The following is a 26,175-nucleotide window of genomic DNA, read 5'->3' on the forward strand; positions in this document are numbered from 1 at the left end:
CATTCTTTTTCGGCCTGATGGTCGGCATTGGCCAGCGACGGCCACAACAGCCTGAGGGGGCTTTCATTGAAGCTATTCGTTCCGAAAGAGCGCGACTCTGCGGAGCCGCGTGTGGCGGCGTCACCTGACACGGTGAAAAAACTGAAAGGGCTCGGTTTCGACATTGTCGTGGAAAGCCGGGCCGGTATCGATTCGCGCATCACCGACGAAGCTTTCACGGCGGCTGGAGCCACGATCGGTTCTGCCGACGACGCCCGAGACGCCGACGTCGTTCTCAAGGTTCGTCGCCCGACGGACGAGGAGCTGTCCTCCTACAAGCGCGGCGCCGTCGTCATCGCCATCATGGACCCCTACGGCCAGGACGAGGCCGTGGGGCGGATGGCCGATGCCGGCATTTCCGCCTTCGCGATGGAGTTCATGCCGCGCATCACCCGCGCCCAGGTCATGGACGTTCTCTCCAGCCAGGCGAACCTTGCCGGTTATCAGGCGGTGATCGACGCGGCGGCGACCTATGATCGCGCCTTTCCGATGATGATGACGGCTGCCGGCACCGTTCCTGCGGCCCGCGTCTTCGTGATGGGCGCGGGCGTCGCCGGCCTCCAGGCGATCGCCACCGCCAAGCGCCTCGGCGCAGTGGTCTCGGCCACCGACGTGCGGCCCGCCGCCAAGGAACAGGTCGAATCGCTCGGCGGCAAGTTCATCGCCGTCGAGGACGAGGAGTTCAAGCAGGCGGAGACTGCCGGCGGCTATGCCAAGGAGATGTCGAAGGAGTATCAGGCCAAGCAGGCCGAGCTCGTCGCCTCCCACATCGCCAAGCAGGACGTGGTGATCACCACGGCGCTGATTCCCGGGCGCCCCGCGCCGCGGCTCGTCACGCGCCAGATGGTCGATTCGATGAAGCCGGGCTCCGTGCTCGTCGATCTCGCGGTCGAGCGCGGCGGCAACGTCGAAGGCGCGGTCGCCGGTGAGGTGGCCGAGGTCGGGCCGGCAAAGGTCGTCGGCTACCTCAACGTTCCCGGCCGCATCGCCGCCACCGCGTCGCTGCTCTACGCCAAGAACGTCCTCGCCTTCCTGGAGACCATGGTCGACAAGGAGACGAAGGCGCTGAAGCTCGACTTCTCCGACCAGCTGATCAGCGCGACCGCGCTGACCCAAGACGGCAAGGTGGTCCACCCGAACTTTCAGAAGAAAGCCGAGCCCGCTCCGGCGAGTGCCCCTGAGGCGGCTCCCGATCAGAACGGCGCCGAGCCCGCGAAGGGGAACGACTGATGGAAAGTCAGAACGCCTTGGACGCGTTGCGCAACATCGATAGCGCCGGCACGGCGATCGAGAATGCGCGCGCGAGCATCGAGAACCTTCTCACCGACGTCGCGGCTCAGGGCGTCGCCGGTGCGGCACACGCAGCGACGGGGGTCGACCCCTTCGTCTTCCACTTCGCGATCTTCGTGCTGGCCATCTTCGTTGGCTATTACGTCGTCTGGTCGGTGACGCCGGCCCTGCATACGCCGCTCATGTCCGTGACCAACGCGATTTCGTCGGTCATCGTCGTGGGCGCGCTGCTCGCCGTGGGCATTGCCACCTCGGGACTTGCGACGGGCTTCGGCTTCATCGCCCTGGTGCTGGCAAGCGTCAACATCTTCGGCGGCTTCCTCGTCACCCAGCGCATGCTGGGCATGTATAAAAAGAAGGAAAAGTGAGGGGCTGATCGATCATGTCCGCAAGCTTCGCAGCCTTTCTCTATCTCGTCTCCGGCGTCCTGTTCATTCTGGCGCTGAGAGGCCTGTCGCACCCGACCACAAGTCGTCGGGGTAACGTGTTCGGCATGGTGGGCATGGCGATCGCCGTGCTGACCACCCTGCTGCTCGCTAAGCCCAGCTTTGGTGGCCTGGCGCTCATCGTTCTCGGCATCGCCATCGGCGGCGGCTTCGGCGCCTATGTCGCGAAGAAGATCGCGATGACGGCCATGCCCCAGCTGGTGGCCGCCTTCCACAGCCTCGTCGGCCTCGCCGCCGTCATGGTCGCCGCCGGCGCGCTCTATGCGCCCGAGTCGTTCGGCATCGGCATGGTCGGTTCCATTCACACCGAGGCGCTGGTCGAGATGTCCATCGGCGTCGCCATCGGCGCCATGACGTTCACCGGGTCGATCATCGCCTTCCTCAAACTCGATGGGCGCATGAGCGGCAAGCCGATCATTCTCCCGGCTCGCCACCTCATCAATCTCGGGCTCGGCGCGCTTCTGATCATCCTGGTGATCACGCTGGCCACCACGGAAAGCCATCTCGCCTTCTGGCTGATCGTCGTCCTCGCGCTGGTGCTCGGCGTCCTCCTGATCGTCCCGATCGGCGGCGCCGACATGCCGGTCGTGGTCTCGATGCTCAACTCCTACTCGGGCTGGGCGGCGGCCGGCATCGGCTTCACGCTGCAGAACCTTGCGCTGATCATCACCGGCGCGCTGGTCGGCTCTTCCGGCGCGATCCTTTCCTACATCATGTGCAAGGGCATGAACCGCTCGTTCATTTCGGTCATTCTCGGCGGCTTCGGCGGCGAGACGGGACCGGCGGGCGCGGGCGGCGACCAGGGCGACCGCACGGTGAAGCAGGGCTCGGCCGACGACGCCGCCTATCTGATGAAGAACGCCGCCAAGGTCATCATCGTGCCGGGATACGGCATGGCCGTGGCCCAGGCGCAGCATGCCCTGCGCGAGATGGCCGACGTTCTGAAGAAAGAGGGCGTCGACGTGCGCTATGCCATCCATCCGGTGGCGGGTCGCATGCCGGGGCACATGAACGTGCTGCTCGCGGAGGCCAATGTGCCGTACGACGAGGTGTTCGAGTTGGACGACATCAACTCCGAGTTCGCTCAGGCGGACGTTGCCTTCGTCATCGGCGCCAACGACGTGACCAATCCGGCCGCGCGTGACGATCCGTCGTCGCCGATCTTTGGCATGCCGATCCTCAACGTCGATCAGGCGGGCACCTGTCTTTTCGTCAAGCGCTCGCTCTCCTCGGGCTACGCCGGCATCGACAACTCGTTGTTCTATAAGGACAACACGATGATGTTGTTCGGCGATGCAAAGAAGATGGTCGAAAGCATCGTCAAGGCGATGGCCGAATAGCTTCGGTCCATTCGAACGGCAAAGGCCCGCCTCGGTGTCTCCGCGGCGGGCCTTTTTGTTTGGTCGCTCAAACCTGCGGGAACAGCCGATTCAGCCGGCGTTGCCTGCCGGAGACAACGTGAACTTCGTGACGCCGATGGCGGCATTAACGCCGCTCTGCGCCTGGACGCTGATCGGCTGAAGCGTGAGACCGTTGTCGGCGCCGGCAAGGACCTTGACGCCGCCACCCGCCGCGAACGAGGCATCGGCGCTGGCGCCGCCATAGGTGCCTGCCAGAGACCAGGGCTTGTAATCATTGCCCCCCACGGAAAGCACGGTCCACTGCATCACCGTCTCGCCGGTGACGCCGACATCCAGGCCGAAATTGTCGAGCTTGGCGTTGTAGAGCTCGTGAGGCGCCTGGGAGTTGGCGGGCGTGAATTCACAGACCAGGTTTTCCGAAGAGCCGATGATGAAGCCGGTGGAGCCATTGCTGTGGCAGACGAGAGATCCGAGTTCCGAGTCGGCGGAGGCGGACAGCGGCAAGGCGACCATGGCCGAGGCAAGGGCGGCGGCGAAAACAAGCTTCTTCATTGGGGAATGACTCCGAACATTTCGTTGGAGGCGAAATGATGCCGAGCCGAACCGGTTCCGTGTCGCTGCCAAAGCGCTCATCGCGAAAGTCCCGGAACGGAGCCAATCGGACGATGGCTCGTGCCCGACAAGAAGGGCGCCACAGCCTGGGCCTGGAGGAATCAACCTTCCTGGTCACACGCAAAAAAGAAAGGCGCCGGGAAGGGCGCCTTCGATGATGCCGGATAAGCTGCCAGAAGTCTCAGGCGCCGCTGGTGCGCGCCATGCCATCCTTGGCCGGTCGATAATTCGGGTCGATCTGAGCCGCGCGGGCGTAGGACTTGAAGGCGCGGGATTTTTCGCCGCGGCGTTCGTAGACGATCGCCTGGTTCGTCCAGTATTCGGCGTTGTTCTCGTCTAGCTTCAGGGCCTGGTTGAAATCCGAGAACGCGTTTTCGTCGTCGCCGAGCGCCAGATAGGAGACGCCGCGGCCGGAATAGGGCTCCGGTGCGTTGGCCTGAAGCGAGATCGCGGTCGAGAAGTCCTCGATCGCCTGCTTGTGCTGTCCGTCGAGCTGATAGAGAAGCCCGCGATTGTGATAAGCGCGGGGATCGGTGGTGTTCAGCGCGATCGCGCGATTGTAGTCGGAAAGCGCCTCGCGATTGCGTCCGGCGGCGCGATAGACGTTGCCGCGCCCGATATAGGCAGCGTCGTAGTTGGAATTGATCTTCAGCGCCGCGTTGTAGTCGTTGATCGCGTTGACCGGCTGATTGATCTGTCGATAGACCAGCGCGCGGTTGGCGTAGGCCTGATAGAAATTTGGATCGATCTGGATCGCCGCGGTGAAATCGGCGATGGCCTTCTCGTACTCGCCCGCCCGGCCATAGGCGGTGCCGCGAACGTTGAGCGCCTCGGGGTCGCGCGGGTTGGCGGCGACGGTAGCGGAAAGCGAGGCGATGTTCTCTTGCGAGCCTTGCGCCTGATCGAGACGGATCACCTGAGCCGTTGGCGTGGACTGGCAGGCCGCGAGCAGGAGCGAGAGGAGCGTGGCCACCACGGGACCGGTCGAGCCGGCCTTCTTCGCAAGGGCCCGGCCAGCGGACAGATCATTCCCCATTCGATTCACGCCTCGGTTCCTCTGCTTGTCATCCATGTTTCGAAACTTGGCGCGTTCATGACGCGAAACCAGAGCCTTGGCGACTGCTTAAGGCCTGATCGCCCGTGATTCGCCGTTTCAGCCACATGGCCTTTGCCGTCGATCCTGCCATCATTCCTTCCGACAGAGCCAAGATGTTGAGCTCTGGCTTGATGGATGGTGCCAGAACAGACCGCAAGCGCAAAAAGACGACGTCCTCGCGGCCGTCGTCCATCATCGCATCCGTCCGTGAGAGATGGCGGATCAGTGCGCCGCGACGCGGCCGCCCGACGTCAGCCCCTCGCGCTGGGCGCGCTTGCGGGCGAGCTTGCGGGCGCGGCGTACGGCCTCTGCCTTCTCGCGAGCGCGGCGCTCCGACGGCTTCTCATAGAAATTACGCATCTTCATTTCACGGAAGACGCCTTCGCGCTGCAGCTTCTTCTTGAGCGCGCGGAGAGCCTGATCAACGTTGTTGTCGCGAACGAGTACCTGCACCGAAGAGTCCGTTTCTCATGTTCGATCGGATTGTGGAAGAGGATCAATATATAATCCTCTCGCGGAAGACTAAGCTTCCGCAAGTGGCGCTCCATTACCAGATCACCGGATCGTTGTCGAGCGGCTTCGATGCAGCCGCGAGCGGAAAAGTGGATGGCGCGGCGGCTGTGCTTTTGCTGTCAACGAATGAGCGAATACGAGCTGGGCCCCGACTGGCTGCGACGATTTAACCCATGATTTGGCCGGCATTGGAGGCTGAAAAGCGGCCGGTGCAGGTGGCGGCATTGATCCATATCAAAGTTGCATGGGTGGTGCGATGATCGTATCGGGCGAGTTTTTTAGAAGGAGTCTAAGAAATGACCCGCCTGGGAGTATGGTTTTTGGGAGTGGGAACTGGGGTGCTGCTCGCGGCCTCGGGCGCCTCGGCTGATGAACTTCGAGATCAGGCCAAGGACCTGTTTCCGCCGGTTCCGGCCAAGGTGGCCCACGTGCGCGGCCAGCCGGTGACGAGCGGCCAGATAGACCTCGGCCGCATGTTGTTCTTCGATCCGCGCCTTTCGGCGAGCCACGTCATCAGCTGCAACACCTGTCATAACGTCGGCACCGGCGGGGCGGACAACGTTCCGACCTCGATCGGCCATGCCTGGCAGCAGGGCCCGAGAAATTCGCCGACAGTGTTGAACTCCGTGTTCAACGTCGCCCAGTTCTGGGACGGGCGCGCCGCCGATCTCAGGGAGCAGGCGAAGGGTCCCGTCCAGGCTGGGGTCGAGATGGCCAACACGCCGGATCGCGTCGTCGCCACGTTGAAGAGCATGCCGGCCTATGAAGCTGCCTTTGAGAAGGCCTTTCCGGACGCGCCGGACGCTGTGACCTTCGACAATATGGCCCTCGCTATCGAAGCCTTCGAAACGACCTTGGTCACGCCGAATTCCCGTTACGACCAGTTCGTCCAGGGCGACGACCACGCCCTGAACCAGGAAGAGCGCCGTGGCCTCCAGGTCTTCATCGATTCCGGATGCAGCGGTTGCCATTACAGCTCGAATTTCGGCGGTCAGGACTACTTCCCCTTCGGCGTTGTCGAAAAGCCCGGTGCCGAGATTCTTCCCGAGAAGGACAAGGGCCGCTTTTCCGTCACTCAGACCGCGACCGACGAGTATGTCTTCCGCGCCGCACCGTTGCGCAATGTCGAGTTGACCGCCCCCTATTTCCACAGCGGGCAGGTGTGGGACCTTAAGCAGGCCGTCGGCGTCATGGCGACGGCTCAGCTGGGAACGGAGATGCCCGAAGGGGACATCGACGCAATCGTCGCCTTCCTGAAGACGCTGACCGGCGAACGCCCTGAAATCGACTACCCGGTTTTGCCGGTAAGCACGGAGGCGACGCCAAAGCCCGACTTTGGCAGCTTGCCCACGAAATAGGGAAAGGTGCGGGAGGGTTCGCCTCTCCTGATGACGGTCTAAGGCCCCCGGCGTTCGAGCCGGAGGCCAAGAGTCGTCAAGGTGTCTCACGCTGGCGCGGAGGCTCGCGCCAGCGCGGGCCGGGCCGCGATCGGGCCGACATAGGCCTGGATCGTCGCACTTTCCCGAATGCGTGGCGCGCCGAATGCGCCCGCGAAGTTAAGCGCGGCGCCCATCACCAGATCGGCGGCCGTGAAGCGATTGCCGACAAGGAAGCTGCGGCCTGCCAGCTCCTTTTCCAGCGTCTCAATTACCCGGTCATAGCTGCCCCAGCCGGCGGAAATTTCCGGCAGGGGCGGCGCGTCCTTGCGCATCATCGCCTCTGTCATGGCCGGCTCCAGACAGGACCCGACGAAGAACAGCCACCGATAATAGGTGCCGCGCTCGCTGGAGGACAGGGCGGGGGCGAGGCCCGCTTGCGGATAGGCGTCTGCGAGATAGGCGATAATCGCGTTGGCTTCGGTGATCACCGTCCCGTCCGCCAGGATCAGTGTCGGGATCTTCCCCATCGGATTGAGTTCGCGCAGTCGCTTGCGGTTGGCGTCATCGTGGTCGAACTCAATGGGGATCAGAGTGTAGTCGGCTTCGACCTCTTCCAGCATCCAACGGGCGATGACCGCCCGGCTTCTCGGGTTGAAGAAAAGCGACAGCTTGTCCGTCATGATGCCTCCGCGTGAAAACGATGATTCGAGAGCGTGATCGCCGAAGCATAGCGCAGCTCACGCTCCGCTCTCGCTCCAATGTCGCGCATTCATGGGCGGTGGACGACTACTCCTTCCTCACCTTGTCGAGGCGAGGGAGAGCCGTGGGGGGGAGAGCGAAATCCTTGACGGTGCTCCGGGCGACGGCATTCGCCTTCCCATGGGCGACGAAGACCCACGGCGCATCGTCGTGGGCGATGCGCTGAATCTTGCTGTAAAGCGTTGCCCGCTCTGCTCTGTCCGTACTGACATGCGCAGCCTCGATCATCTGGTCGAGGTCCTTGTTCGCGTAAAGCCCGACGTTGAAGCCGCCCCTGTCCGGCGTATTGCTGCTTCGCAGAGCCAGATAGGGCAAGGTGTCCGGGTCCGCTGTCATCCACGCCATCTCGGCCATGTCCGCCCGGCCCAAAAGCCCGGGATTGACCCGCGAGAGGAAGCGAGTCCAAGAGGCGCTCTCGATCGCAACGTTGAGGCCCACCTTCTGGAGATCCGCGGCGATCGCCTTGGCCATGGCAAGAGGCGACAGCATGCCGGCGCCATCCTCCGCTGCCAGCAGAACGACCGTGCGCCCCTCCGCGCCCGCTTCACGGATCAGCCGCCGGGCCTTGTCGGGATCGTAGGGGTAGGGCGCGGTCTTGCCGTCGAGAGCCCATGTGAAGGACGGCGAGATGGGGCCGGCGGCTTCCACGGCCGACCCGCCCAGCACGTCCTCTACCAACGTCTTCTTGTCGATGGCCAGATTGGCGGCCTTGCGCACCCTCTTGTCGGCAAACGGCCCTTCTTGCGTGTTGAGGAAGAGGAACCAGAGATGCGGCTTCACCGCCTCGAAGACCTGGAATGCGCGATCCTTGGCGAAGGCGCGCCGTGCATCGGGATCAAAGTCGAACGCAAGATCGATGTTGCCGGAACGAAGGGCCGCCGCGCGGGCGGCGGCATCCCCGACAGTGCGAAATTCGACCGCCACAAGGAGAGGCGCGCCGTCCCAGTAATCATTGTTGCGTGACAGGGTGAGGGCTTCTCCGGGGCGCCACTCGCCAAACCGGAACGGACCGGTGCCTACGGGCGACCGGGCGAAGGTCTTGCCGCCTTTCTTCACCGCCTCAGGAGAAACGATAAGGCCGGCGGGATGAGCGAGGTGGGAAAGGAAGGGCGCGAACGGCTCTTTCAGATGAAAGATGACGGTTTGCGGATCAGGCGCATCGATACGAGCCACCGCTGAAAACAGGTACGCAAACGGAAATGGACCGGTATCGTGGAAAGGATGATCCGGCCGTAGCATCCTCTCAAAGGTGAACTTAACGGCTTGCGCATCCAAGAGCGCCCCGTCGTGAAACCGGACTCCCTGGCGCAAATGAAAGGTGTAGGTCAGTCCATCGGGCGATATGTCCCATCGGCTCGCCAAAGCGGGCTCGATGTCGAGGGAGTCCGGCTTGAACCGCACCAGACCGTCGTAAAGATTGACCAGGACGCGGAAATCGCTGTCCAGCATCGCCGATTGCGGGTCGAGGGAGGTGGACTCGGATGCTTCTCCCACGATGAGCCTGTCGGCTGCGCTCTCGGCACGACCCGGCGCCGCCCAAAAGGCCAAGGCGACCAGCGTCAGGGCAACAACAGCCTTCAAACGTTGACCGGAACAGAAGAGACGGCGGAGCAGGAATGACAAGAAACGTCCCCGTCGATCGATTGGCGCGACGAAGGGGCAAGATAAGGTTCGATGCCGCCGATGCAAACCCCGCGTTCCGATCAGGGGCACCAGACGCTGTCCTTAGAGCATTGGGCCGATCAGGCCGCCGGCGATCACCAGGAAGCCCGCTACGATGGTCAGCGGAACGAGATTGTCGGAGGGGGTGTCCTCTGGCTCCATGGTCTCGTCTTCTTCTCTCACGGGGTCGAGGTGAAAGCCAAGAGGGGAGAGTGTGACGGACGGCTTAGTCAAATCCCATCTCGCCGGCTGGCGCGTCGCGGCATCCGTATCGACCATCTGCCACTCGAAATGAGCCCGCGCGGCAGCGGCGACGCTGCTTCTCGTCAGCGACGGCACGGCGGACGATGGATGGTCCGTCGGTGAGAAATGCGATCGTTTGCTGTGCGCCATGACACTCCTCCCTTCATTCCCTTCGTTAATAAGAAGGAAACGATCGAACGGGCTGTTGGTTCAAGAACCCAAGAACGGATGAGCGAGGAAAAAGGAACGACAATCCGCCGCGTCGTGGGCGAATGCTCGTGCCCTCGAGCGACAGGAAAAAGCCGAAGAAATTCAACCGATTTTAATATTCCCTTCGGCGCTGCAACATCTTTACGCGGCGAAATGTGAGAGCAAATATGCCCACGTCACCAGCGGTGATCCCGAGCATTAAGGATATACGTGAGGCAAGATGTATAGAACTGAGAAGGTGCGAGAAATTCTGTCCTGGTACGAAGGTGAAACGCCGGGCGTCAAAAGCAATCTCTCGCGGCTGTTGATGCATGGAAAGCTCGGGGGAACCGGACGTCTGGTGATCTTGCCTGTGGATCAGGGCTTCGAGCATGGGCCGGTGCGCAGTTTTGCTCCCAATCCGGCCGGTTATGACCCGCATTATCACTATCAGCTCGCCATCGACGCCGGGGTGTCAGGCTACGCCGCGCCTCTCGGCCTTCTCGAGCAGGGGGCAGATTCGTTCGCCGGCGAGGTCCCGCTAATCCTCAAGATGAACAGCGGCAACCTGCTCGGGGCGGCAGCCAACGACCAGGCAGTGACCGCGAGCGTGGCGGATGCCTTGCGCCTCGGCTGCGTCGGCATCGGCTTCACCATCTATCCCGGCTCCGACCGATGCTACGACATGCTGGAAGAGCTTCGCGATCTTAGCCTCCAGGCCAAGTCTCGCGGTCTTATCACCGTCGTGTGGTCCTACCCTCGCGGTGGCAAGGTCACCAAGGAAGGGGAAACCGCCGTCGACGTCGTGGCATACGCCGCTCACATGGCGGCGTTGATGGGCGCGACCATCATCAAGGTCAAGCTGCCCACCGAGCATGTCGACCATGCGGACACCCGCTCGTCCTACGACAACCATGCCGTGGCCATTTCGGATGCAGCCGATCGCGTCCGCCACATCATGGAGGCGGCCTTCGCCGGCAAGCGCATTGTGGTCTTCTCGGGCGGCGCCGCCAAGACGCGGGACGAGTTGATGGACGAGGTCAAGGGAATTCGCGAGGGAGGCGGGAACGGCTCGATCATCGGCCGCAATTCGTTCCAGCGACCGAAGGAAGAGGCGCTGAAGCTCCTCGACGAGATCATCAGCGTCTACCGCTGATCGCTTGCGAAGACTTTTGGGAGGAAGGAATTGGCCGCACCGCGTGTGCGGCCAATTTCGTTAGACACCGGTTCTTGATGACACTCTACCGGCGCCGGCTTTCGCTGAACGGGATGAGACTTTGGCCTCGATCGCGGTCCTGGGCGGCCGCCGCGCTACCGACTAGATCGCTTACTTGCCGTCGGCCGCGGCGATGCGCGCTGCCGGATCGGCCTCCTTGCCGTCTTCGTCGAACGAGGCGAGGTAGGCGATCAGATTGGTGATGTCCTCGTCCTTCTTGATTCCGGCGAACACCATCTTGGTCTTGGGCACCACGTCCTTGGGCGAGCGGACCCACTCGGTCAGGAGCTGGGTGTTCCAGGTCTTGCCCTGGCCCCACGCCGCGAAGTCCTTCGAAAACGGATAGCCTTCCACCGCAGCGACTTCCTCGCCGACGATGCCGTTCAATTCGGGGCCGACGAGATTCTTGGCATTCGGCCCGATCCGGTGGCAGGCCATGCATTTCGAGAAAACTTTCTTGCCGGCCGCCGGATCGCCGACGGTCTGGGCAAGGGCGGGCAGGCAGACCAGGGTCGCAACGGCGGCTCCGGCCAGAATGCTTTTCACGCGCATCATTCCTCCATGAGGTCTCTGGCAGCATGGACGGTATGGACTGCCGGCGCCTCCGGAGCAACCGCTGCGCCGACCGTCGGCGCGAAAAGGCGCAGCCGTGAGACACGTGCGGGCACCAGAATTGCAACCGCCGACGCTCCGCACCGACCCAGGGAAGGCGGTATGGCTAACGATCGGTAAATCCAAAAGCGCTGGCAAAACAAAAGCGTGGCGGATCGGCAACAGTGGCGGTCGTGATGCAACCGCCTACCTTGCAGCCGCAAAATTCGGCCTCATTTCATCCCCAACAACAAACGTGTCGCGCGGTCGAGTGGTGACACGGATCGTTGCAGGCGGGTCCCATCGGAAGGGCCGCCGTTTAATAAAGATGAAAGGTTTTTTGGTCACTAATTGGAAGGAATGCTGGCATCTCACCACGTAATCGAGGTGAAACAAGCATGAGACAAGCAACATCGGAAACGGGTTGCTGATCACCGGACAAGATCAGATTCCACAATTTGGACATCGACCTTTCTGAACCTCAGCGTTCGGGGCGGATATTTTTTGCTTCTGCCTTGAGCAAATGTCGCGTAGCGACAGAAATTGGAGTATCGACATGAAGCGCATTGCTCTTCTGCTGGCGTCCACCGCTTTCGTCACCCCGGCGTTCGCAGCCGACATCGTGATGCAGGAGCCCCCGGCACCGGCGCCGGTTTACGAGGCTGCTCCGGCCTACACCTGGACCGGCTTCTACGTCGGTGGCCAGCTCGGTGGCGCCTTCGGCGGCGACATGTTTGACAACAGCGGCGACGACGCCTCGCTCATCGGCGGCGCCCACGTTGGCTACGACTACCAGATGGACAACTTCGTGTTCGGTGGCGTGATCGACATCAGCGGCCTTGACGCCTCCTCGCGTCAGACCTTCGACATCGACGTCAATGGCGACGATGTTACCGACGGCAGCGTCAGCTCCAAGACCGACATCAACTTCCTGGCCACCGCCCGCCTGAAGGCCGGCTTCGCCTGGGATCGCGCCATGATCTACGGCACGGGTGGTCTTGCCTACGCCAATGTCGACACCTCGGTCGGCAACAGCCTCTATGACGCTGGTTACCGCGTGCGCGGCGATGACGACGATTTCGGCTATGTCGTCGGCGGCGGCGTCGACTTCCTCGCCACCAAGAACATCTCGGTCGGCGTCGAGTACCTCTACACCAATCTCGGCTCCAACGATTTCGACGTCGATGCTCCTGGCGTTGACGCCGACTTCTCGACCAGCAAGGACCTCGACTTCCACACCGTGTGGGCCAAGGCTTCCTACCGCTTCAACTAATCGATCTTCGATTGTTTAAAAAAAGACCCGCCGAGCTTGACGCTCGGCGGGTCTTTCTTTTTGGGGTATGATTTTGTGCGGTTCGAATTTCTGATCACGCGAGGCCGAGGTCGGCGCGGCGGGGAAGATCGGCGCCGCGACGCGAGCAGGTGACGGATGCGGCTTTCACCGCGAAGCCGAGCAGGCCGGAAAGGGCTGCTTCGTCGAGTCCGCCCAGCGCATCCTTCGACAGCAACCGGTCTTCCTTCAGCTTGGCGAGAAGCGCCGCCTGAAACGTATCGCCTGCGCCGACCGTATCGACGACCTTGACCGGTAAACCTGCCGCCTCGGAGGCTGCGCCCGAGCGGCACCGCGCCAAAGCGCCGTTTTCGCCGCGCGTGACGACCGCAAGCCCGGCTCCCGCCGCAATCCAATCTTCTGCGACACTCGACAGGCTTCGGTCGGGATAAAGCATGGCGAGGTCTTCCTCGCTCGCCTTGATCAGCCCCGCCTTGGGAACGATCCGCGATACACGCTCGCGCCACAGATCGAGGTCGGGCTCGATCGAGGGGCGGATGTTTGGGTCGTAGGAGATGAAGCGGCGCCCGGCTTCCTGATCGATCAGATGCTGGAGGGCGCTGGCGGTCGGCTCGGTGACGGTGGAATAGGAGCCGACATGGATCGCCTCGACTTCCGCCGGGAGGGCAGGGATATCCTCGATCTCGATGGAGCGATCGGCCGTGCCCTCGACATAGAAGTCATAGGTGGCCGAGCCCGAGGCGGAGAGGGAGACGACCGCCAGTGTCGTGTTGCGGCGCGTCGCGATCAGGAGGTTCGTCCCGATTCCCTCGCGCGTCATGAAGTCGCGGATGCGGCGGCCGAACACGTCGCCCGACATCTTGGTCAGATAGGCGACGGGGTGTTCGAGGCGCGAGAGCCCGAGCGCCACATTGAGCGGTGATCCGCCCACATGGCCGGCCAAGGAAATTTTGGAAACGTCGCTTTCGGGTTCGCTGAAGAGATCGAACAGCGCGTCGCCACAGCACAAAAACATCGTCGGTCCTTCCAATGTGTGGATTCGAGCGTGGAAAATGGCGGTCGCGCGCCCCCGGCCAACCGGTTGACTCCTCCTCCAGAGCCGGTTGGGCGCTCGTCTGGTTCATCCCGCAAAGATGGCGCGCACGCAAGAGCGGCGGGGCGCCGCGACCCCTCGTCTCCCGAGATGACACTGTGGGAGAGGAACGAGCTCCTGGCTAGAGCCAGTGCTTGTAGCGGAAGAAGATCAGGGGGAGGATGGCCGAAAGGAGCATCAGGCCAAGGGCCATGGGATAGCCGAAGTGCCAGCCAAGTTCGGGCATGAATTGGAAGTTCATGCCGTAGATGGAGGCGACCAGCGTCGGCGGCATGAAGCCGACGGCGGCGACCGAGAATATCTTGATGATGGCGTTCTGCTCGATCGAGATCATGCCGACGGTGGTGTCGAGCAGGAAGTTGATCTTGTTCGACAGGAAGGACAGAAAGTCGTTCAGCGACTGGACGTCCCGCGCCATCGCCTTGACCCGCGCGCGCGTTTCCTTCTGGGGCTTGCGCCGGTCGAGGACGAGCTGAAGGAAGGGCATCATCCGGTCGAGGGTCGCAAGGCTTTCGCGCGACCGCGACGAAAGGTCCCCCGATGCGCCGAGCCGGCGCAGCAGCTCCTTGAACGCCTTGGTGGCCGTCGGCTTCTTGTCGCCGGATGTCGTGAAAATGTCTGTCGCGATCTGGTCCAGATCGACCGCTTGCGCCTCCAGCATGTCCGCCAGGCGATCGATGATGGTTTCCAGGAGGCCGATCAGAATGCTGTCGGCCGAAGGCGACGCGCCGCCTGTCAAATCGGTCGGCACGTCCTTGCACAGCTTGGTGCTGAAGAGCGCGAAGCTCTTCGGCTCGCAGTAGCGAATGGTGACGAGGCGAGAGCCGGCAAGGATGAATGTGACCGGAGAGAAGGTTGGCCTGCCGCTCTGGACGCCGTGAACCACGGACGCCGTCAGGAAGTCGGCGCCACCCTCCGAATAGAGCCGGCTGGACACCTCGATCTCGCGCATGTCCTCCTTTGACGGCAGGTCAATGCCGCAAAGTGTCTCGATCGCCCTGATCTCGTCGAAGCTCGGCATCAGCGCGTCGATCCAGATGGCATCGCTCAACGCCTCGCTCGGCTGCGCGCGTGTGCCCTGGATTCGACCGGATTGTAGGCGATAGACGTCCAGCATGTCCGACTTCGGTCTCCACCGCTGCTTCCAGAGCCAAGCGCGATCCGGCGGGATCGCCGCTTCACCCCAAATCCATGTTTCGGAATGATGTTGTCCCGAGAGGTTGCGGGACTTCTCGGGAGTGTGTCTGAGACCGCAGCACCCTTACACAAGTCGCGTCGCGGTGGCACCTGTCGCGATCGCTAAAAAAGACAGACGCGGATCGTGGGGGGTTAACTCATCGATACCGATTCAAGGGGAGCGGTGAGGCGCCAGACGACGCCGCTTGGGGCGAAGTCCATCAGGACGTCGCCGCCCAGGCCGCGCGCCGTCATCTTCTTTACGACGAGACTTCCAAACCCCTGATGGCGCGGCACCGCGACCGGCGGGCCACCCGTCTCGCGCCACGTGATGGCGAACTCTTCGCCCGCCACCGTCCAGGCGATCTCGACCCGGCCTTCGGCAACGGACAAAGCGCCATATTTGGCCGCGTTGGTCGCCAATTCGTGCAGCGCCAAGCCGATGGTCTGGGCCGCCGACGGATTGAGCCAGACCTTCGGCCCACCGATGATGAACTGCTCGCTGCCGCCGTCACCCGCCCCGAAGGCGGCCAGCTGCGTCGCGATGAGGTCGGCGAGCGGGGCGCTTTCCCATCCCTTGCCGGCGAGAAGGTCCGCCGAACGGGCGAGCGAACTGAGCGCCTGCGACAGGGTTTCGAGCAGCGCCGAGGCGTCGTTGCTCTCGCGCGCTGCGCGTCGCGCGATGGCGGCGATCAACGCGTATTGATTCTTGGCGCGATGCGTCATCTCGCGCATCAGGAGCCGGTTTTGTTCCTCGGCTTCCCTGCGCTCACGCGAAGCACGCGCCAGGGCTCTGGAAACAGTGCCGATCTCATCGAAGCGAGTCCGGATGGGCATCGCCGGCTCGCCTCGGCCCAACGCTGCGGCCTGGTGGGAAAGGCGCAGGATAGGGGTCGCGACCGTCCGGCCGAAGAGTACGGCCAGGGATAGACAGAACACGGCGAGGATGGTGCCCGCGCCGACCAGCATCATCCACGACCGGGAGGCGCTCTCCTCGATCACCCTGCGAGGCACACCGACGGTCGTCGTCCAACCTGTGAGGAAGGAGGTCTGACTGGCCTCGATCATGGACCGGTGTTCGTCGCGCAGCGTCTCGGCCACGGACGGGTTTTCCTGAGCGACCTCCTTGATGCCGATGCCGTTGCTCGAGGAAAGAGCGGCAAAAACGCGCCGGCCCTTGTTGTCCTTGACCACCGCCGCCCATGCCTCTGGCAGGGTGCGGTTGGTCAGAAGCGAGCCGAGACTTTCCGCCGGCCGGTTGACGACGAGAACATAGACGACCTCATCGCGACGGATCACCGGCACCGCCACATGAAAGAGCATGTCATCAGCGTTCGGGCCGTAATAAACGTCCGAAATCTGCGGCGTGCGCGTCTGGAAAGCCTTTTCGATGGCGTCGGCATATGCCACCGGAGCGGGCTCCATGGGGAAGGGCTGCCGGGTGTTCAGCACGACCTGCATCTGCGGATTGACCAGAACCGCATCGGCGTTGGCGAGCGCGGCGCGCGTCCTCTCGTGGAAGCGCGAAAGGTCTTCCTCATCGAGGAAGGGAGAGGAGGCGAGCACATTGGCCGCCGTCAGCATGCCGTAGATCTCGCGATCGATGGCGTTGGAGACGATGACGGCGGTATCGGCCACCTGGCCGGCAGCCAGCTGCTCCTGCTGACGGGAGAACTGCACGATGAGATAGGCGCTGAAGAGGAGGGCCGGAACCAGTACGAGCAGAGCGAAGAACGCAAGATAGACCCGCAGCGGCGGCCGGTGGAACCAGCGGAACCGCCGCGAGCTGCGATTGGCGCGGGTCTGCGCCCCATTGGTCATCTCAGCCTGTAGAGTCATCCCCCGGCCGTTCTTCTGGCCCAATCCCCCATTGAATCGGCCCACCGTCTCAGGATATCGCATCTCGCCTGCCGTGTCCGGTGTGCGTACGCCTATCCCGATCGCTGAACATCGTTTCCACGCGTTCAGCTGAAGGTGACAAAGCTCCGTCGCGTCCCACTCTCTCCATTCGGTCGTTCGCAGCAAACTAAGGCGCTGATGGGGCGAGTGCGTCTTTCAGCGCCATAATCCTTAACGAAAGCTTGAAATGCGCCCCGATGGCCGTCAGCCGGCGTTCGGGGCGCTAGCGCGAGGGCGGAAAAGGCGCCAGAAGGCAATGCGCCTTGTGCCGCAAGCCGCGTCGCTCAGGCGACGCCGCCCTGGCGAACGACGACGTCCGTGCCGACCGGAACGCGATCGTAGAGATCGATGATGTCGTGGTTCATGAAGCGCACGCAGCCCGACGAAACCGCCTTGCCGATCGTCCAATATTCCGGCGTCCCATGAAGGCGGTAAAGCGTGTCGCGGCCGTTCTGGAAAAGGTAGAGGGCGCGCGCTCCCAGCGGATTGGTCAAGCCTGGATCCATGCCGTCTGCATACTTCGTCAGTTCTGGCTGGCGCGCGATCATTTCCGACGGCGGCGTCCAGGTCGGCCACTTCCTCTTCATCTGGATCTTCGCCCGGCCGCCCCAGGAAAATCCCTGGCGTCCGATGCCGACGCCATACCGCATCGCCCGGCCACCGGGCATCACGAGGTAGGCGTACCGGCTCGGCGTGTCGATCACGATCGTTCCCGGTGCCTCACCCGTCGGATCGGCGACCTCCTGGCGGAGGTAGCGCTTGTCGACCCTGCGAAGATCAATCCCCGGAATGCGAAAGCCGCCATCCTCGATAGGGCCGTAGGCGGCAGCATAGCGGGAAGGGGAGCCGTCATAACCCGCATAGGGATCGCCCGCGCCCGGCTGGAGAACGACGCGGGCGCGCGGGCCGACCGAGGAACATCCCGCGGCAAGCGCCGTCGCGCCAAGGCTCAGGCCAACGAGAAGCTGGCGCCGGGAAAGAGAGGGGGCGGCACCGTCATTCTTATGCGAACTCATGCGAACATTCTTCCAGCCAGATGCGCGCCGGTCCTTGATTGGCGGCGCTGTTGTTGAATTTCCTGGCGGCGAACATTCTACGTCGGGGAACGTTCCGCAATGGATGACCAAATCAAGCCTGTGTGACTGGAAAGGCACAGCCTCACAGCATGGTCGGCAACGCCTTGAGATCAGGGAGAACGGCGGTCGGCGGAAGATCGAGATATTCGTCGGGCTGTCGCGTGCGGTTGATCCAGACCGTCGTGAAGCCGAAACGGGCGGCACCGGCGATGTCCCACCGGTTGGAGGATTGGAAGGAGACGGCGTGAGGATAGACGCGGTAAGCGGTTCCCACCATGTCATAAACGTCGGGCCAGACCTTGAAGCGCTTGATGTCCTCGGCTGAAAACACGCGATCGAAGAGCTGGGCGAGGCCGGCCGAGCGGATGGCCCGCTCCAGCATCTCATGGGAGCCATTGGACAGGATGGCCAGCTTGGCTCCCCGGTCCTTCAGCGCCCCAAGGACCTGTGGAACCTCCGGATAGGTATCGAGATCGCGGTAAGCCTCCAGGAGCGGCTCGCGAAGCGCGCGGTCCGCTTCCGGCACGGCGGCGAGTGCATGATCCAGCGCATCCACCGTAAGCTGCCAGAAGTCGCGCTCGCACGGACCCATCAGGCTGCGCACCCAGGAATATTCGAGCTGCTTTCGGCGCCAGAGCGCGGCAAGGCGCTCCCCCGCCTCGCCGAGGTCGCCAGCATGGCGATGCACCGCCGCACTGGTGTCGAACAGCGTGCCATAGGCGTCAAAAACATAGACCGTGTGCAATGCGAACTCCCTGTGCCCGATCCAAAGCGAATCGGCGATCTTCCGCAGCCTGCGAGTTAGGCCGCCTCAAGGCAAGAGGACGCGTTGTCTTAGGACGCGAAGCACCTGGAACGAAGGGTTTTCATGCCGCAGGGCATGTTCTATTGATCCACCGTGAAAGACATGCCTCCAGCAGAGGCGGTGTCATGGAGGCAATGATGGCTGGCAACGATACGCGAACGCTGACATTCTTCGACGGGCAATGGGCTGAGGGCAATCCTGGGCTGATCGGTCCGCGCAGTCATGCCATGTGGCTCGGTTCGACGGTCTTCGATGGCGCGCGCTGGTTCGATGGGTTGGCGCCCGATCTCGAACTTCACTGCCAGCGGATCAATCGTTCGGCGGTCGCGCTCGGCCTTGAGGCGACGGTCCCCGCCGAGGAGATCGTTCGGCTGACCAAGGAGGGGCTTGGCCGCTTCGACGGCAAGACCGCGGTTTACATTCGCCCGATGTATTGGGCGGAGGACGGCGGATACATGGGCGTTCCGGCCGAGCCGACCTCGACCCGCTTCTGCTTGTGCCTCTACGAGTCGCCGATGATCTCTCCGGCCGGGTTCTCTCTGTCGGTGTCGCCGTTCCGCCGGCCGACGCCGGAGACCATGCCGACGCTCGCAAAGGCCGGATGCCTCTATCCCAACAGTGGCCGCGCCATCCTTGAGGCGCGCTCTCGCGGCTTCGACAACGCGCTGATGCGTGACATGCTCGGCAACGTGGTCGAGACGGCCACCTCCAACGTCTTCTATGCCAAGGATGGCGTCGTCTATACGCCGGCGCCTAACGGCTGCTTCCTCAACGGGATCACGCGCCAGAGGGTGATCGCGCTGCTGCGGGCGGACGGGGTCGAGGTGCGCGAGATGAATGTCACGGCCAACGACTTCCTTGCCGCCGACGAGATCTTCTCCACCGGCAATCACTCCAAGGTCGTTCCGGTGACGAAATTCGAGGATCACTCCTTCCAGCCCGGGCCGCTCTACCATCGCTCGCGCGAGCTTTACTGGGCGTTTGCCAAGGAATTTGGGCGCATCGACGTCTGAGGAGGCGAAGCCGGACGCATTCGATCGCTCGTGCGGACGGAGCTGACGCATTCGCGTCGGCAACCTTGTCGATGCGATATTTTGCCGCCTACTGACCGGCGGCCGGCATTCCCTTCTCGCATTCGCGAACTAAGTAGCGGTGAGCGCCGCGGCGCGCCGGTTCAACGGCGCGTCTCTTGGCATGAGTTGATTTCAGCAGGAAGGAAACCACCGATGGCCTTCACCCTCCCCGAGCTTCCCTACGCCTATGATGCGCTCCAGCCCTATATGTCCAAGGAGACGCTGGAGTACCATCACGACAAGCATCACAACGCCTACGTGGAAACCGGAAACAAGCTGGCCGCCGAAGCTGGCCTCTCCGGCAAGAGCGTCGAAGAAGTGGTCAAGGAATCCTACGGGAAGAACCAGCCGCTCTTCAACAATGCGGGCCAGCACTTCAACCACATCCACTTCTGGAAGTGGATGAAGCCGGGTGGCGGCGGAAAGAGCCTGCCTGGCAAGCTGCAGACGGCGTTCGACTCTGACCTTGGTGGCTACGACAAGTTCCGCGCCGACTTCGTCCAGGCGGGCGTGTCGCAGTTCGGTTCGGGCTGGGCCTGGGTCGCCTTCAAGGATGGCAAGCTTCAGGTCATGAAGACGCCCAACGGCGAGAACCCGCTCGTCCACGGCGGTGTGCCGATCCTGGGCGTCGATGTTTGGGAGCACTCCTACTACATCGACTATCGCAACGCCCGGCCGAAATATCTCGAGGCCTTCGTCGACAACCTGATCAATTGGGATCATGTTCTCGAATGCTACGAGAAGGCCGCGGGCTGATATAACCTCTGAGCCGCGATCCATGGCCTCGCGTCCCAACGGGCGCGGGGCTTTCGTTTGTCTTCGGCCGACCAACGTCGCTCACGGTAAATTCAGAACAGGTGGCGGTTTTCCAGTGGCCGACGGTCGTTCGCCGCCTATCATCCTCCAATCTCGACACTGAGGGAGAAGGGGATCACGATGTTTCACCTGCCGAGACCATCCAACCGGACGATTGCGCTTGCCCTTGCCGCGGCCGTCGCCACGTGCGGCGTCGCTTACGCGCAGAACGAGGCCGTCATCAAGGAGCGCCAGGAGCTGATGAAGCACAATGGCGCGGCCGCCAAGGCCGCCAGCGGCTTCATCCGGGGCACCACGCCCTACGATGCCGCCAAGGGCATGGAAATCCTGACAACGCTCCAGGACACGGCCGAAAAGTTCGGAACGCTCTTCCCTGAGGATTCCAAGACCGGTGGCGACACGGAAGCCGCTCCCGCCATTTGGGAGAAGCCGGACGAGTTCAAGGCGGCTCTCGCCAAGTACAAGGCCGACACCGACAAGGCTGTCGCCGCCGCCCCGCAGGACGTCGATTCCTTCAAGGTGGCCTTCGGCATGGTGGCCAGCAACTGCAAGTCCTGCCACGAGGAATTCCGCATCGACAAATAGGCGGTGCGCCGTCCCGAAGGCTCCTCGGCCATCCTGGATCGCCGAGGAGCCGGACAAAAGTCTTGAGGGGCTTTCGCCTCTTGCGGTTCTTCGATCGTGCAGTTCAGGAAGGGCACGGCTTCCTCATGGCAAAGCGTCTCCTCCTCATCCTCATCGTCCTCCTTGCCCTTGGCGCAGGCTTGTTCTTCTGGCTGACAGAGCCAACGCGGATGGAGAGTGCGGCGCTCGCCGAACAGGACTCCGGCGATGCGAAGCGGGGAGAGCGCGTCTTTTGGCTGGCGGGCTGCGAATCCTGTCACGCGCGTCCCGACGCCAAAGGCGAGGCGCAGTTGGAGCTGGCCGGCGGTCTGCCGCTCAAGACCGATTTCGGCACCTTCTACGCCCCCAACATCTCGCCGGACCCGGACGACGGCATCGGCCGCTGGACCTTCGCGGATTTCGCCAACGCGCTTCAGCGTGGCGTGGACCCGGAGGGCCGCCATCTCTACCCCGCCTTTCCCTACACGTCCTATGTGCGCATGAAACACGAGGACGTCGCAGACCTTTGGGCCTTCATGAAGACGCTTCCCCAGGTCAAGGGGCGAGCGCCCGATCACGAGCTTTCCTTTCCCTTCAACATTCGTCGGGGCATCGGGCTATGGAAGCTTGCCTTCCTCTCGTCCAATCCTGTTGTGACACTGCCCGCAAGCGCTTCCGACGCAGCGCGCGCTGGGCAGTATCTCGTCGAGGGTCCGGCCCATTGCGGCGAATGCCACACGCCGCGTCGCTTCGCGGGCGCGGGCGGGCTTGATCACGCACGCTGGCTCGGTGGGGCGCCCAATCCCGAAGGCGAGGGCAAGGTGCCCAACATCACGCCCGCCGCGGATGGCCTCGGCTCATGGTCGGCCGACGAGATCGCGGAATATCTCGCTACCGGTTTCACGCCCGATTTCGATACGGTGGGCGGCGCGATGGTCGCGGTGCAGGAAAACATGGCTAAGCTGCCGGATGAGGACCGGCAAGCCATCGCCGCCTATCTCAAGGCTGTGCCGGCCGTCGACTGACGGGTTTCGCGCGCCCCGCTCGTCGCCTTACTCGCCCAACGAATGGGCTGCGCCTTCTGCCGGTCCCGCGGCCTGCGCTGGCGGCGCAAGTTGGAGACGACTCGCGAGCAAGGCAAGAAAGAGCATTGCCACGGCGACATAGGCGAGGGAGGCTTCCATCGCGGCGGAATAGGCGGCCGGGCTCGTGCCGGAGCCGAGCGTGCCGAAGAAGATCTGTCCGTTGAGCGCGATGCCAAAGGCGAGACCCATCTGCTGAAACGTCTGGATCGTTCCGGCGGCCGAGCCGGCGTCTCGACCCTGCGCGACCGACATGGCCGTGGGAAAGAACGGCGCCGTCGTCGATCCCATGCCGAAGCCGCCCACGAAAAGGGGAAGGGCGAGGGTCAGCGACGAGAGCTCGCTGCCGAGTCCGGAGACAATGACGAAGAGCGCGGCCATCGCCGACGCGATGATCAGCGGCCCGATGATGAGCCGCGTCTTGACGTAGCGCTGTCCGAACTGGCCGGCGATCAGCGATGCAACCAGCACCCCCGCCGGAAACGGTATCGTCGTCAGGCCCGAGTGGAACGGCGTGAAGCCGAAACCCATCTGCAGGAAGATGGCGATCAGGAACATGAAGCTGGAGGGCCCAGCGAACAGGACGCACACCATGGCGAGGGCGACCCTGAACTGGCGGTTGCCCAGGAGATCGACCGGAACGAGCTGCGTCTCGCCTCTTGCCGCGCGCCTATGCTCCCATGCGAGGAAGAGGGCGGCGAGGAGGGGCGAGACGGCCATGGAGGCGAAGCTCCAGAGCGGCCATCCCACTTCCCGCCCTTCCACCAGCGGAAAGACGATGGCGAAGATCGTCGCCGCGCCGAGGAGAATGCCCACAATATCCACCGGGGCGCGGCGCTGGCCACGCGGAGCGGGCTTGAGAAGAATGGCGCCGGCGAGGATGGCGAAGATGCCAACGGGAACATTGATCAGAAAGATGGGCCGCCAGGAAAGATCGAAAATATTCATGCCGATCAGGCTGCCGCCGACCAGAGGGCCGGCCACCGAGGCCGTGGAATTGGCGACGCCGAAAAAGGAGAAGGCGAAGTTGCGCTCGTGCGGCGGGAAGATCACCTGCGCAAGGGCCATCACCTGAGGCATCATCATCGACGCGGACAGCCCCTGGAATGCGCGCGAGACGACCAGGATCTCGATGTTGGGCGCAAGCCCGCACAGCGCGGAAAACAGCGTAAAGCCGAAGACGCCGGAGAGGAACATGCGCTTGCGCCCGATGACGTCGCCAAGCCGGCCGAACGGCAGGAGACCCAGCGCGAACGCCATGATGTAGATCGCCACCACCCATTCGATTTCGGCGCTCGAGGCGCCGAGTTCCCGCTTCAGGCTCGGAATGGCGACGTTCACGATGGTGACGTCGGTGAGGTTCATGAAACCGGCGATGAGCAGGACGGTCAGCGTGATCCAGCGCCGCGGATCGGGCTCGGTTTGATCGATCGGTGGCGGCGTATCTTGCACGTCGAACTCCAGACTTCTCCAGCCGGGCGGTCAGGGCGGGACCGCGAGCGATGCGATCCAAACCGGGCTTCACCCGCCGGTTCGCAGGGCTGGATGGCTTCCCCTGGTGCGGCGGGGGCGGCGATTTTGCAAGGGCGCTGGCAGAAAAAGCGCAGCCGGGCAGCCTCATCATGGCTGTCCGGCCGCGGGGTGTGAGACTTCGCTGCGGCTCGAGGGTCGGCTATTGCCGGCCCATCACCTTGAGCGCGAAGGCATAGATGTAGGCGATCTCCTCCAGCCGGTTGAAGCGGCCCGAGGCGCCGCCGTGGCCGGCGTCCATGTTGATGCGCAGGAGAATGGGATTGTCGTCCGTCTTCAGTTCCCTCAGACGCGCCACCCATTTCGCCGGTTCCCAATAGGTAACGCGCGGATCGGTGAGGCCGGCCAGCACCAGCATCGGCGGATAGGGCTGGCGCTTGACGTTGTCGTAAGGGCTGTAGGACGCGATGATCTCGTAGTCCTCGCCCGAGAGGATCGGGTTGCCCCATTCGGGCCATTCGGGCGGGGTGAGGGGCAACGTGTCGTCCAGCATGGTGTTGAGCACGTCGACGAAGGGCACGACGGCGATGATGGCCCCGAACTTTTCGGGAGACATATTGGCGACCGCCCCCATCAGCATGCCGCCGGCCGAGCCGCCTTCGGCGACGATGCGCTCATAGGACGTATAGCCCTCCGCGACGAGGTGGTCGGCGACGGCGATGAAGTCTGTGAAGGTGTTGGCCTTGTTGCGCCGTCGCCCGGCATCATACCAGGCGAAGCCCTTGTCCTTGCCGCCGCGAATATGGGCGATGGCGTAGATGAAGCCGCGATCCACCAGCGACAGGCAATTGGTGTTGAAGGACGCGGGAATGGTAATGCCGTAGGAGCCGTAGCCATAGAGCAGCACGGGCGCCGAACCGTCGAGGGCGGTGTCCTTGCGGTAGAGCAACGAGACCGGCACCATCTCGCCATCCTTGGCGGGCGCGAAGATGCGCCGCGTCACGTAGTCCGCCGAGTCATGCCCGGACGGCACCTCCTGGGTTTTCAGGAGCGTGCGCTCGCGCGTCTCGACGTCGTAGTCGAAGGTCTGGTTCGGCGTCGTCAGCGAGGAATAGGTGAAGCGGATGGTGGTGGTGTCGAACTCGTAGGTGCCGGCGAGGCCCAGCGAATAGGCCTCTTCTTCGAAAGCGATGGCGTGCTCGGCGCCATCGGCGAGGCGCTTGACGACGATGCGCGGCAGGCCATCGCGCCGCTCCAGCCAGACGAGGTGCCGCTTTAGCGTGAAGTGGCTGAGGATGAGACGCCCCTGCTCATGCGGCACATAGTCGCGCCAGCTGCCTCGCCCGGCTGCATCCGTCGTGGCGGTGACGATCTTGAAGTCCTCGGCGCCGTCGGCGTTGGTCAGGATGTAGAGAGTGCCGTCCGACTCATCGACGTCGTACTCGATCCCGGTTTCCCGCGCGGCCAGAAGCCGGGGCTCGGCCGCCGGGTTGGAGGCCGGGATAAGCCAAACCTCCGAGGTTTCGTGATCGTGGATGTCGATCACGACGTATTCGCCGGATTGAGTCTCTCCCACGCCCATGAAGAAGCCGGCATCAGGCTCCTCGTAGATCAGCGGATCGTCGGCGGGGTCGGTGCCGACCGCATGGTAGTAGACGCGGCTTGGCCGGTGGCGGGCATCAAGCCTTGTATAGAAGAAGCCGCGCGAGCGCGCCGACCACGCGACGCCGCCCGAGGTATCCTCGATCCTTTCGCCGAGGTCGGTCCCGGTTTCGAGATCGCGGATCGAGACGGCGAAATACTCCGATCCCTTGTCGTCGTGCGACCAGGCGAGCCAGCGGTGGTCTGGCGAATGGCTGATTCCGCCGAGCTGGAAATAGGTGCGCGCTTTCGCTTCCTTCTCTCCATCGAGGAGAATATAATCCTCTCCCCCTTCGCGCCTGCGGCGAAAAAAGCGCGGATATTCGGCTCTTTCGACGTAGGAAACGCCATAGGACCAAGGTCCGTCCGGGGCGGGAACAGACGAATCATCCTCCTTGATCCGGCCGCGCATCTCGGCCACGAGAGCCTCGCGAAGATTCTCGGTTCCAGCCATCACCTCGGCCTGGTAGGCATTCTCTGCCAGAAGGTGAGCGCGTATGTCCGCATCCAGGATCGTCGTATCCTTGAAAACGTCCTGCCAATTGTGCGCCCTTAGCCACGCATATTCGTCCGAACGCTCTCTTCCGTGGCGCCTGTCAATGATCGGACGGCGCTCGGGGAGGGGAGGCTTGGGCAGCGCGGCGGAGGAACTGGACATGGCGCTCTCTGCTGAATGCGACGACGGGCCGGCTGCGGTCGTATCCGCCTGGCCGGAAGGGGTGATCACCATTACGGATGGTTCGGCAATTTGGCA

At 63.2% G+C, this 26,175-nt stretch carries 25 protein-coding genes; 10 read left to right on the plus strand and 15 right to left on the minus strand.

Annotated features, from left to right (window positions below; genetic code table 11):
• Positions 1–66 precede the first annotated feature (66 nt).
• From B5D38_RS04585 to B5D38_RS04595, 3 genes are read left to right on the plus strand one after another with little or no spacing between them, the layout of a single operon-like run.
• Positions 67–1,269: a Re/Si-specific NAD(P)(+) transhydrogenase subunit alpha gene (locus B5D38_RS04585; protein ID WP_207552891.1), complete on the plus strand. Its 1,203-nt coding sequence runs from the start codon at positions 67–69 to the stop codon at positions 1,267–1,269.
• Positions 1,269–1,697 (plus strand): proton-translocating transhydrogenase family protein, encoded by a 429-nt coding sequence (locus B5D38_RS04590; RefSeq protein WP_078707207.1) that lies wholly within the window; start codon positions 1,269–1,271, stop codon positions 1,695–1,697. Before B5D38_RS04585 ends, B5D38_RS04590 begins: the two co-directional genes overlap by 1 nt.
• A gap of 14 nt (positions 1,698–1,711) precedes the next feature.
• Complete coding sequence (locus B5D38_RS04595) at positions 1,712–3,115, plus strand: NAD(P)(+) transhydrogenase (Re/Si-specific) subunit beta (RefSeq protein WP_078707208.1); 1,404 nt, start codon at positions 1,712–1,714, stop codon at positions 3,113–3,115.
• Between the two features lie 90 nt (positions 3,116–3,205).
• Here B5D38_RS04595 and B5D38_RS04600 read toward each other — a convergent pair whose 3' ends face one another.
• The 4 genes from B5D38_RS04600 to rpsU all read right to left on the minus strand — a co-directional run bounded on the left by B5D38_RS04600 (position 3,206) and on the right by rpsU (position 5,297).
• Complete coding sequence (locus tag B5D38_RS04600; protein ID WP_078707209.1) at positions 3,206–3,688, minus strand: DUF992 domain-containing protein; 483 nt, start codon at positions 3,686–3,688, stop codon at positions 3,206–3,208.
• Between the two features lie 241 nt (positions 3,689–3,929).
• Positions 3,930–4,784 (minus strand): tetratricopeptide repeat protein, encoded by an 855-nt coding sequence (locus B5D38_RS04605; protein WP_078707210.1) that lies wholly within the window; start codon positions 4,782–4,784, stop codon positions 3,930–3,932.
• Positions 4,785–4,839: 55 nt separating this feature from the next.
• Complete coding sequence (locus B5D38_RS04610; protein ID WP_078707211.1) at positions 4,840–5,040, minus strand: hypothetical protein; 201 nt, start codon at positions 5,038–5,040, stop codon at positions 4,840–4,842.
• Between the two features lie 26 nt (positions 5,041–5,066).
• Entirely contained in the window at positions 5,067–5,297 is a 231-nt protein-coding gene (gene rpsU / locus B5D38_RS04615; protein ID WP_078707212.1) for a 30S ribosomal protein S21, read from the minus strand.
• A gap of 356 nt (positions 5,298–5,653) precedes the next feature.
• Between rpsU and B5D38_RS04625 the strand changes: the two genes are divergently transcribed.
• Positions 5,654–6,715 carry a cytochrome-c peroxidase gene (locus B5D38_RS04625; RefSeq protein WP_078707214.1) on the plus strand — a complete coding sequence of 354 codons (1,062 nt, stop codon included), beginning with the start codon at positions 5,654–5,656 and terminating at the stop codon, positions 6,713–6,715.
• 86 nt (positions 6,716–6,801) lie between these two features.
• Here B5D38_RS04625 and B5D38_RS04630 read toward each other — a convergent pair whose 3' ends face one another.
• The 3 genes from B5D38_RS04630 to B5D38_RS04640 all read right to left on the minus strand — a co-directional run bounded on the left by B5D38_RS04630 (position 6,802) and on the right by B5D38_RS04640 (position 9,550).
• Positions 6,802–7,416, minus strand: coding sequence for a glutathione S-transferase family protein (locus B5D38_RS04630; RefSeq protein WP_078707215.1), 615 nt, complete (start codon positions 7,414–7,416; stop codon positions 6,802–6,804).
• 106 nt (positions 7,417–7,522) lie between these two features.
• On the minus strand, positions 7,523–9,076 hold the full coding sequence (locus B5D38_RS04635) for an ABC transporter substrate-binding protein (protein ID WP_078707216.1): 1,554 nt from the start codon (positions 9,074–9,076) through the stop codon (positions 7,523–7,525).
• A gap of 144 nt (positions 9,077–9,220) precedes the next feature.
• A complete protein-coding gene (locus B5D38_RS04640) occupies positions 9,221–9,550 on the minus strand; it encodes a hypothetical protein (protein ID WP_078707217.1) in 330 nt (109 codons plus the stop codon).
• 280 nt (positions 9,551–9,830) lie between these two features.
• Here B5D38_RS04640 and B5D38_RS04645 point away from each other — a divergent pair, with 280 nt between their 5' ends.
• Complete coding sequence (locus B5D38_RS04645) at positions 9,831–10,745, plus strand: class I fructose-bisphosphate aldolase (protein WP_078707218.1); 915 nt, start codon at positions 9,831–9,833, stop codon at positions 10,743–10,745.
• A gap of 171 nt (positions 10,746–10,916) precedes the next feature.
• Here the strand turns inward: B5D38_RS04645 and B5D38_RS04650 are convergent, their stop codons facing one another.
• On the minus strand, positions 10,917–11,357 hold the full coding sequence (locus B5D38_RS04650; protein WP_078707525.1) for a c-type cytochrome: 441 nt from the start codon (positions 11,355–11,357) through the stop codon (positions 10,917–10,919).
• 595 nt (positions 11,358–11,952) lie between these two features.
• On the opposite strand from B5D38_RS04650, the gene B5D38_RS04655 reads away from it, so the two are divergent.
• Complete coding sequence (locus tag B5D38_RS04655) at positions 11,953–12,669, plus strand: outer membrane protein (protein WP_078707219.1); 717 nt, start codon at positions 11,953–11,955, stop codon at positions 12,667–12,669.
• 94 nt (positions 12,670–12,763) lie between these two features.
• On the opposite strand, the gene B5D38_RS04660 is transcribed toward B5D38_RS04655, so the two are convergent.
• The 5 genes from B5D38_RS04660 to B5D38_RS04680 form a co-directional block, all read right to left on the minus strand.
• A complete protein-coding gene (locus B5D38_RS04660) occupies positions 12,764–13,702 on the minus strand; it encodes a carbohydrate kinase family protein (RefSeq protein WP_078707220.1) in 939 nt (312 codons plus the stop codon).
• A 199-nt stretch (positions 13,703–13,901) separates the two neighbouring features.
• The gene (locus B5D38_RS04665; protein WP_078707221.1) at positions 13,902–14,897 is read right to left on the minus strand and encodes a magnesium transporter CorA family protein; all 996 of its coding nucleotides are present in this window, start codon (positions 14,895–14,897) and stop codon (positions 13,902–13,904) included.
• A gap of 212 nt (positions 14,898–15,109) precedes the next feature.
• Positions 15,110–16,795 carry a sensor histidine kinase gene (locus B5D38_RS04670; protein ID WP_165690786.1) on the minus strand — a complete coding sequence of 562 codons (1,686 nt, stop codon included), beginning with the start codon at positions 16,793–16,795 and terminating at the stop codon, positions 15,110–15,112.
• Between the two features lie 344 nt (positions 16,796–17,139).
• On the minus strand, positions 17,140–17,871 hold the full coding sequence (locus tag B5D38_RS04675; RefSeq protein WP_078707223.1) for a L,D-transpeptidase: 732 nt from the start codon (positions 17,869–17,871) through the stop codon (positions 17,140–17,142).
• 142 nt (positions 17,872–18,013) lie between these two features.
• Positions 18,014–18,676 carry a haloacid dehalogenase type II gene (locus B5D38_RS04680; RefSeq protein WP_078707224.1) on the minus strand — a complete coding sequence of 221 codons (663 nt, stop codon included), beginning with the start codon at positions 18,674–18,676 and terminating at the stop codon, positions 18,014–18,016.
• A gap of 197 nt (positions 18,677–18,873) precedes the next feature.
• On the opposite strand from B5D38_RS04680, the gene B5D38_RS04685 reads away from it, so the two are divergent.
• From B5D38_RS04685 to B5D38_RS04700, 4 genes are all read left to right on the plus strand, one after another.
• Positions 18,874–19,749, plus strand: coding sequence for a branched-chain amino acid aminotransferase (locus tag B5D38_RS04685; RefSeq protein ID WP_078707526.1), 876 nt, complete (start codon positions 18,874–18,876; stop codon positions 19,747–19,749).
• Positions 19,750–19,962: 213 nt separating this feature from the next.
• Positions 19,963–20,565, plus strand: a complete 603-nt coding sequence (locus tag B5D38_RS04690) for a superoxide dismutase (protein WP_078707225.1) — start codon at positions 19,963–19,965, stop codon at positions 20,563–20,565.
• Positions 20,566–20,745: 180 nt separating this feature from the next.
• Complete coding sequence (locus tag B5D38_RS04695; protein ID WP_078707226.1) at positions 20,746–21,210, plus strand: c-type cytochrome; 465 nt, start codon at positions 20,746–20,748, stop codon at positions 21,208–21,210.
• A gap of 125 nt (positions 21,211–21,335) precedes the next feature.
• On the plus strand, positions 21,336–22,253 hold the full coding sequence (locus B5D38_RS04700) for a c-type cytochrome (protein WP_078707527.1): 918 nt from the start codon (positions 21,336–21,338) through the stop codon (positions 22,251–22,253).
• Positions 22,254–22,280: 27 nt separating this feature from the next.
• Here B5D38_RS04700 and B5D38_RS04705 read toward each other — a convergent pair whose 3' ends face one another.
• Together B5D38_RS04705 and B5D38_RS04710 are read right to left on the minus strand one after the other, a co-directional pair.
• Positions 22,281–23,762 (minus strand): MFS transporter, encoded by a 1,482-nt coding sequence (locus tag B5D38_RS04705; RefSeq protein ID WP_245318837.1) that lies wholly within the window; start codon positions 23,760–23,762, stop codon positions 22,281–22,283.
• A gap of 220 nt (positions 23,763–23,982) precedes the next feature.
• On the minus strand, positions 23,983–26,079 hold the full coding sequence (locus tag B5D38_RS04710; protein ID WP_078707529.1) for a S9 family peptidase: 2,097 nt from the start codon (positions 26,077–26,079) through the stop codon (positions 23,983–23,985).
• Positions 26,080–26,175: the final 96 nt, after the last annotated feature.

Origin of the sequence: Consotaella salsifontis (assembly GCF_900167365.1) — a bacterium.
Classification (GTDB): Bacteria; Pseudomonadota; Alphaproteobacteria; order Rhizobiales; family Rhizobiaceae; genus Consotaella; species Consotaella salsifontis.

Bases quoted from the DNA above. Each gene is read 5' to 3' on its own strand.
- B5D38_RS04625 (WP_078707214.1), top strand. From the start codon at position 5,654: ATGACCCGCCTGGGAGTATGGTTTTTGGGAGTGGGAACTGGGGTGCTG.
- B5D38_RS04645 (WP_078707218.1), top strand. From the start codon at position 9,831: ATGTATAGAACTGAGAAGGTGCGAGAAATTCTGTCCTGGTACGAAGGT.
- B5D38_RS04695 (WP_078707226.1), top strand. From the start codon at position 20,746: ATGTTTCACCTGCCGAGACCATCCAACCGGACGATTGCGCTTGCCCTT.
- B5D38_RS04700 (WP_078707527.1), top strand. From the start codon at position 21,336: ATGGCAAAGCGTCTCCTCCTCATCCTCATCGTCCTCCTTGCCCTTGGC.
- B5D38_RS04690 (WP_078707225.1), top strand. From the start codon at position 19,963: ATGGCCTTCACCCTCCCCGAGCTTCCCTACGCCTATGATGCGCTCCAG.
- B5D38_RS04600 (WP_078707209.1), bottom strand. From the start codon at position 3,688: ATGAAGAAGCTTGTTTTCGCCGCCGCCCTTGCCTCGGCCATGGTCGCC.
- B5D38_RS04670 (WP_165690786.1), bottom strand. From the start codon at position 16,795: ATGACTCTACAGGCTGAGATGACCAATGGGGCGCAGACCCGCGCCAAT.
- B5D38_RS04640 (WP_078707217.1), bottom strand. From the start codon at position 9,550: ATGGCGCACAGCAAACGATCGCATTTCTCACCGACGGACCATCCATCG.
- B5D38_RS04650 (WP_078707525.1), bottom strand. From the start codon at position 11,357: ATGCGCGTGAAAAGCATTCTGGCCGGAGCCGCCGTTGCGACCCTGGTC.
- B5D38_RS04610 (WP_078707211.1), bottom strand. From the start codon at position 5,040: ATGATGGACGACGGCCGCGAGGACGTCGTCTTTTTGCGCTTGCGGTCT.
- B5D38_RS04590 (WP_078707207.1), top strand. From the start codon at position 1,269: ATGGAAAGTCAGAACGCCTTGGACGCGTTGCGCAACATCGATAGCGCC.
- B5D38_RS04685 (WP_078707526.1), top strand. From the start codon at position 18,874: ATGGCTGGCAACGATACGCGAACGCTGACATTCTTCGACGGGCAATGG.
- B5D38_RS04675 (WP_078707223.1), bottom strand. From the start codon at position 17,871: ATGAGTTCGCATAAGAATGACGGTGCCGCCCCCTCTCTTTCCCGGCGC.
- B5D38_RS04630 (WP_078707215.1), bottom strand. From the start codon at position 7,416: ATGACGGACAAGCTGTCGCTTTTCTTCAACCCGAGAAGCCGGGCGGTC.
- B5D38_RS04605 (WP_078707210.1), bottom strand. From the start codon at position 4,784: ATGGGGAATGATCTGTCCGCTGGCCGGGCCCTTGCGAAGAAGGCCGGC.
- B5D38_RS04660 (WP_078707220.1), bottom strand. From the start codon at position 13,702: ATGTTTTTGTGCTGTGGCGACGCGCTGTTCGATCTCTTCAGCGAACCC.
- B5D38_RS04665 (WP_078707221.1), bottom strand. From the start codon at position 14,897: ATGCTGGACGTCTATCGCCTACAATCCGGTCGAATCCAGGGCACACGC.
- B5D38_RS04595 (WP_078707208.1), top strand. From the start codon at position 1,712: ATGTCCGCAAGCTTCGCAGCCTTTCTCTATCTCGTCTCCGGCGTCCTG.
- B5D38_RS04655 (WP_078707219.1), top strand. From the start codon at position 11,953: ATGAAGCGCATTGCTCTTCTGCTGGCGTCCACCGCTTTCGTCACCCCG.
- B5D38_RS04710 (WP_078707529.1), bottom strand. From the start codon at position 26,079: ATGTCCAGTTCCTCCGCCGCGCTGCCCAAGCCTCCCCTCCCCGAGCGC.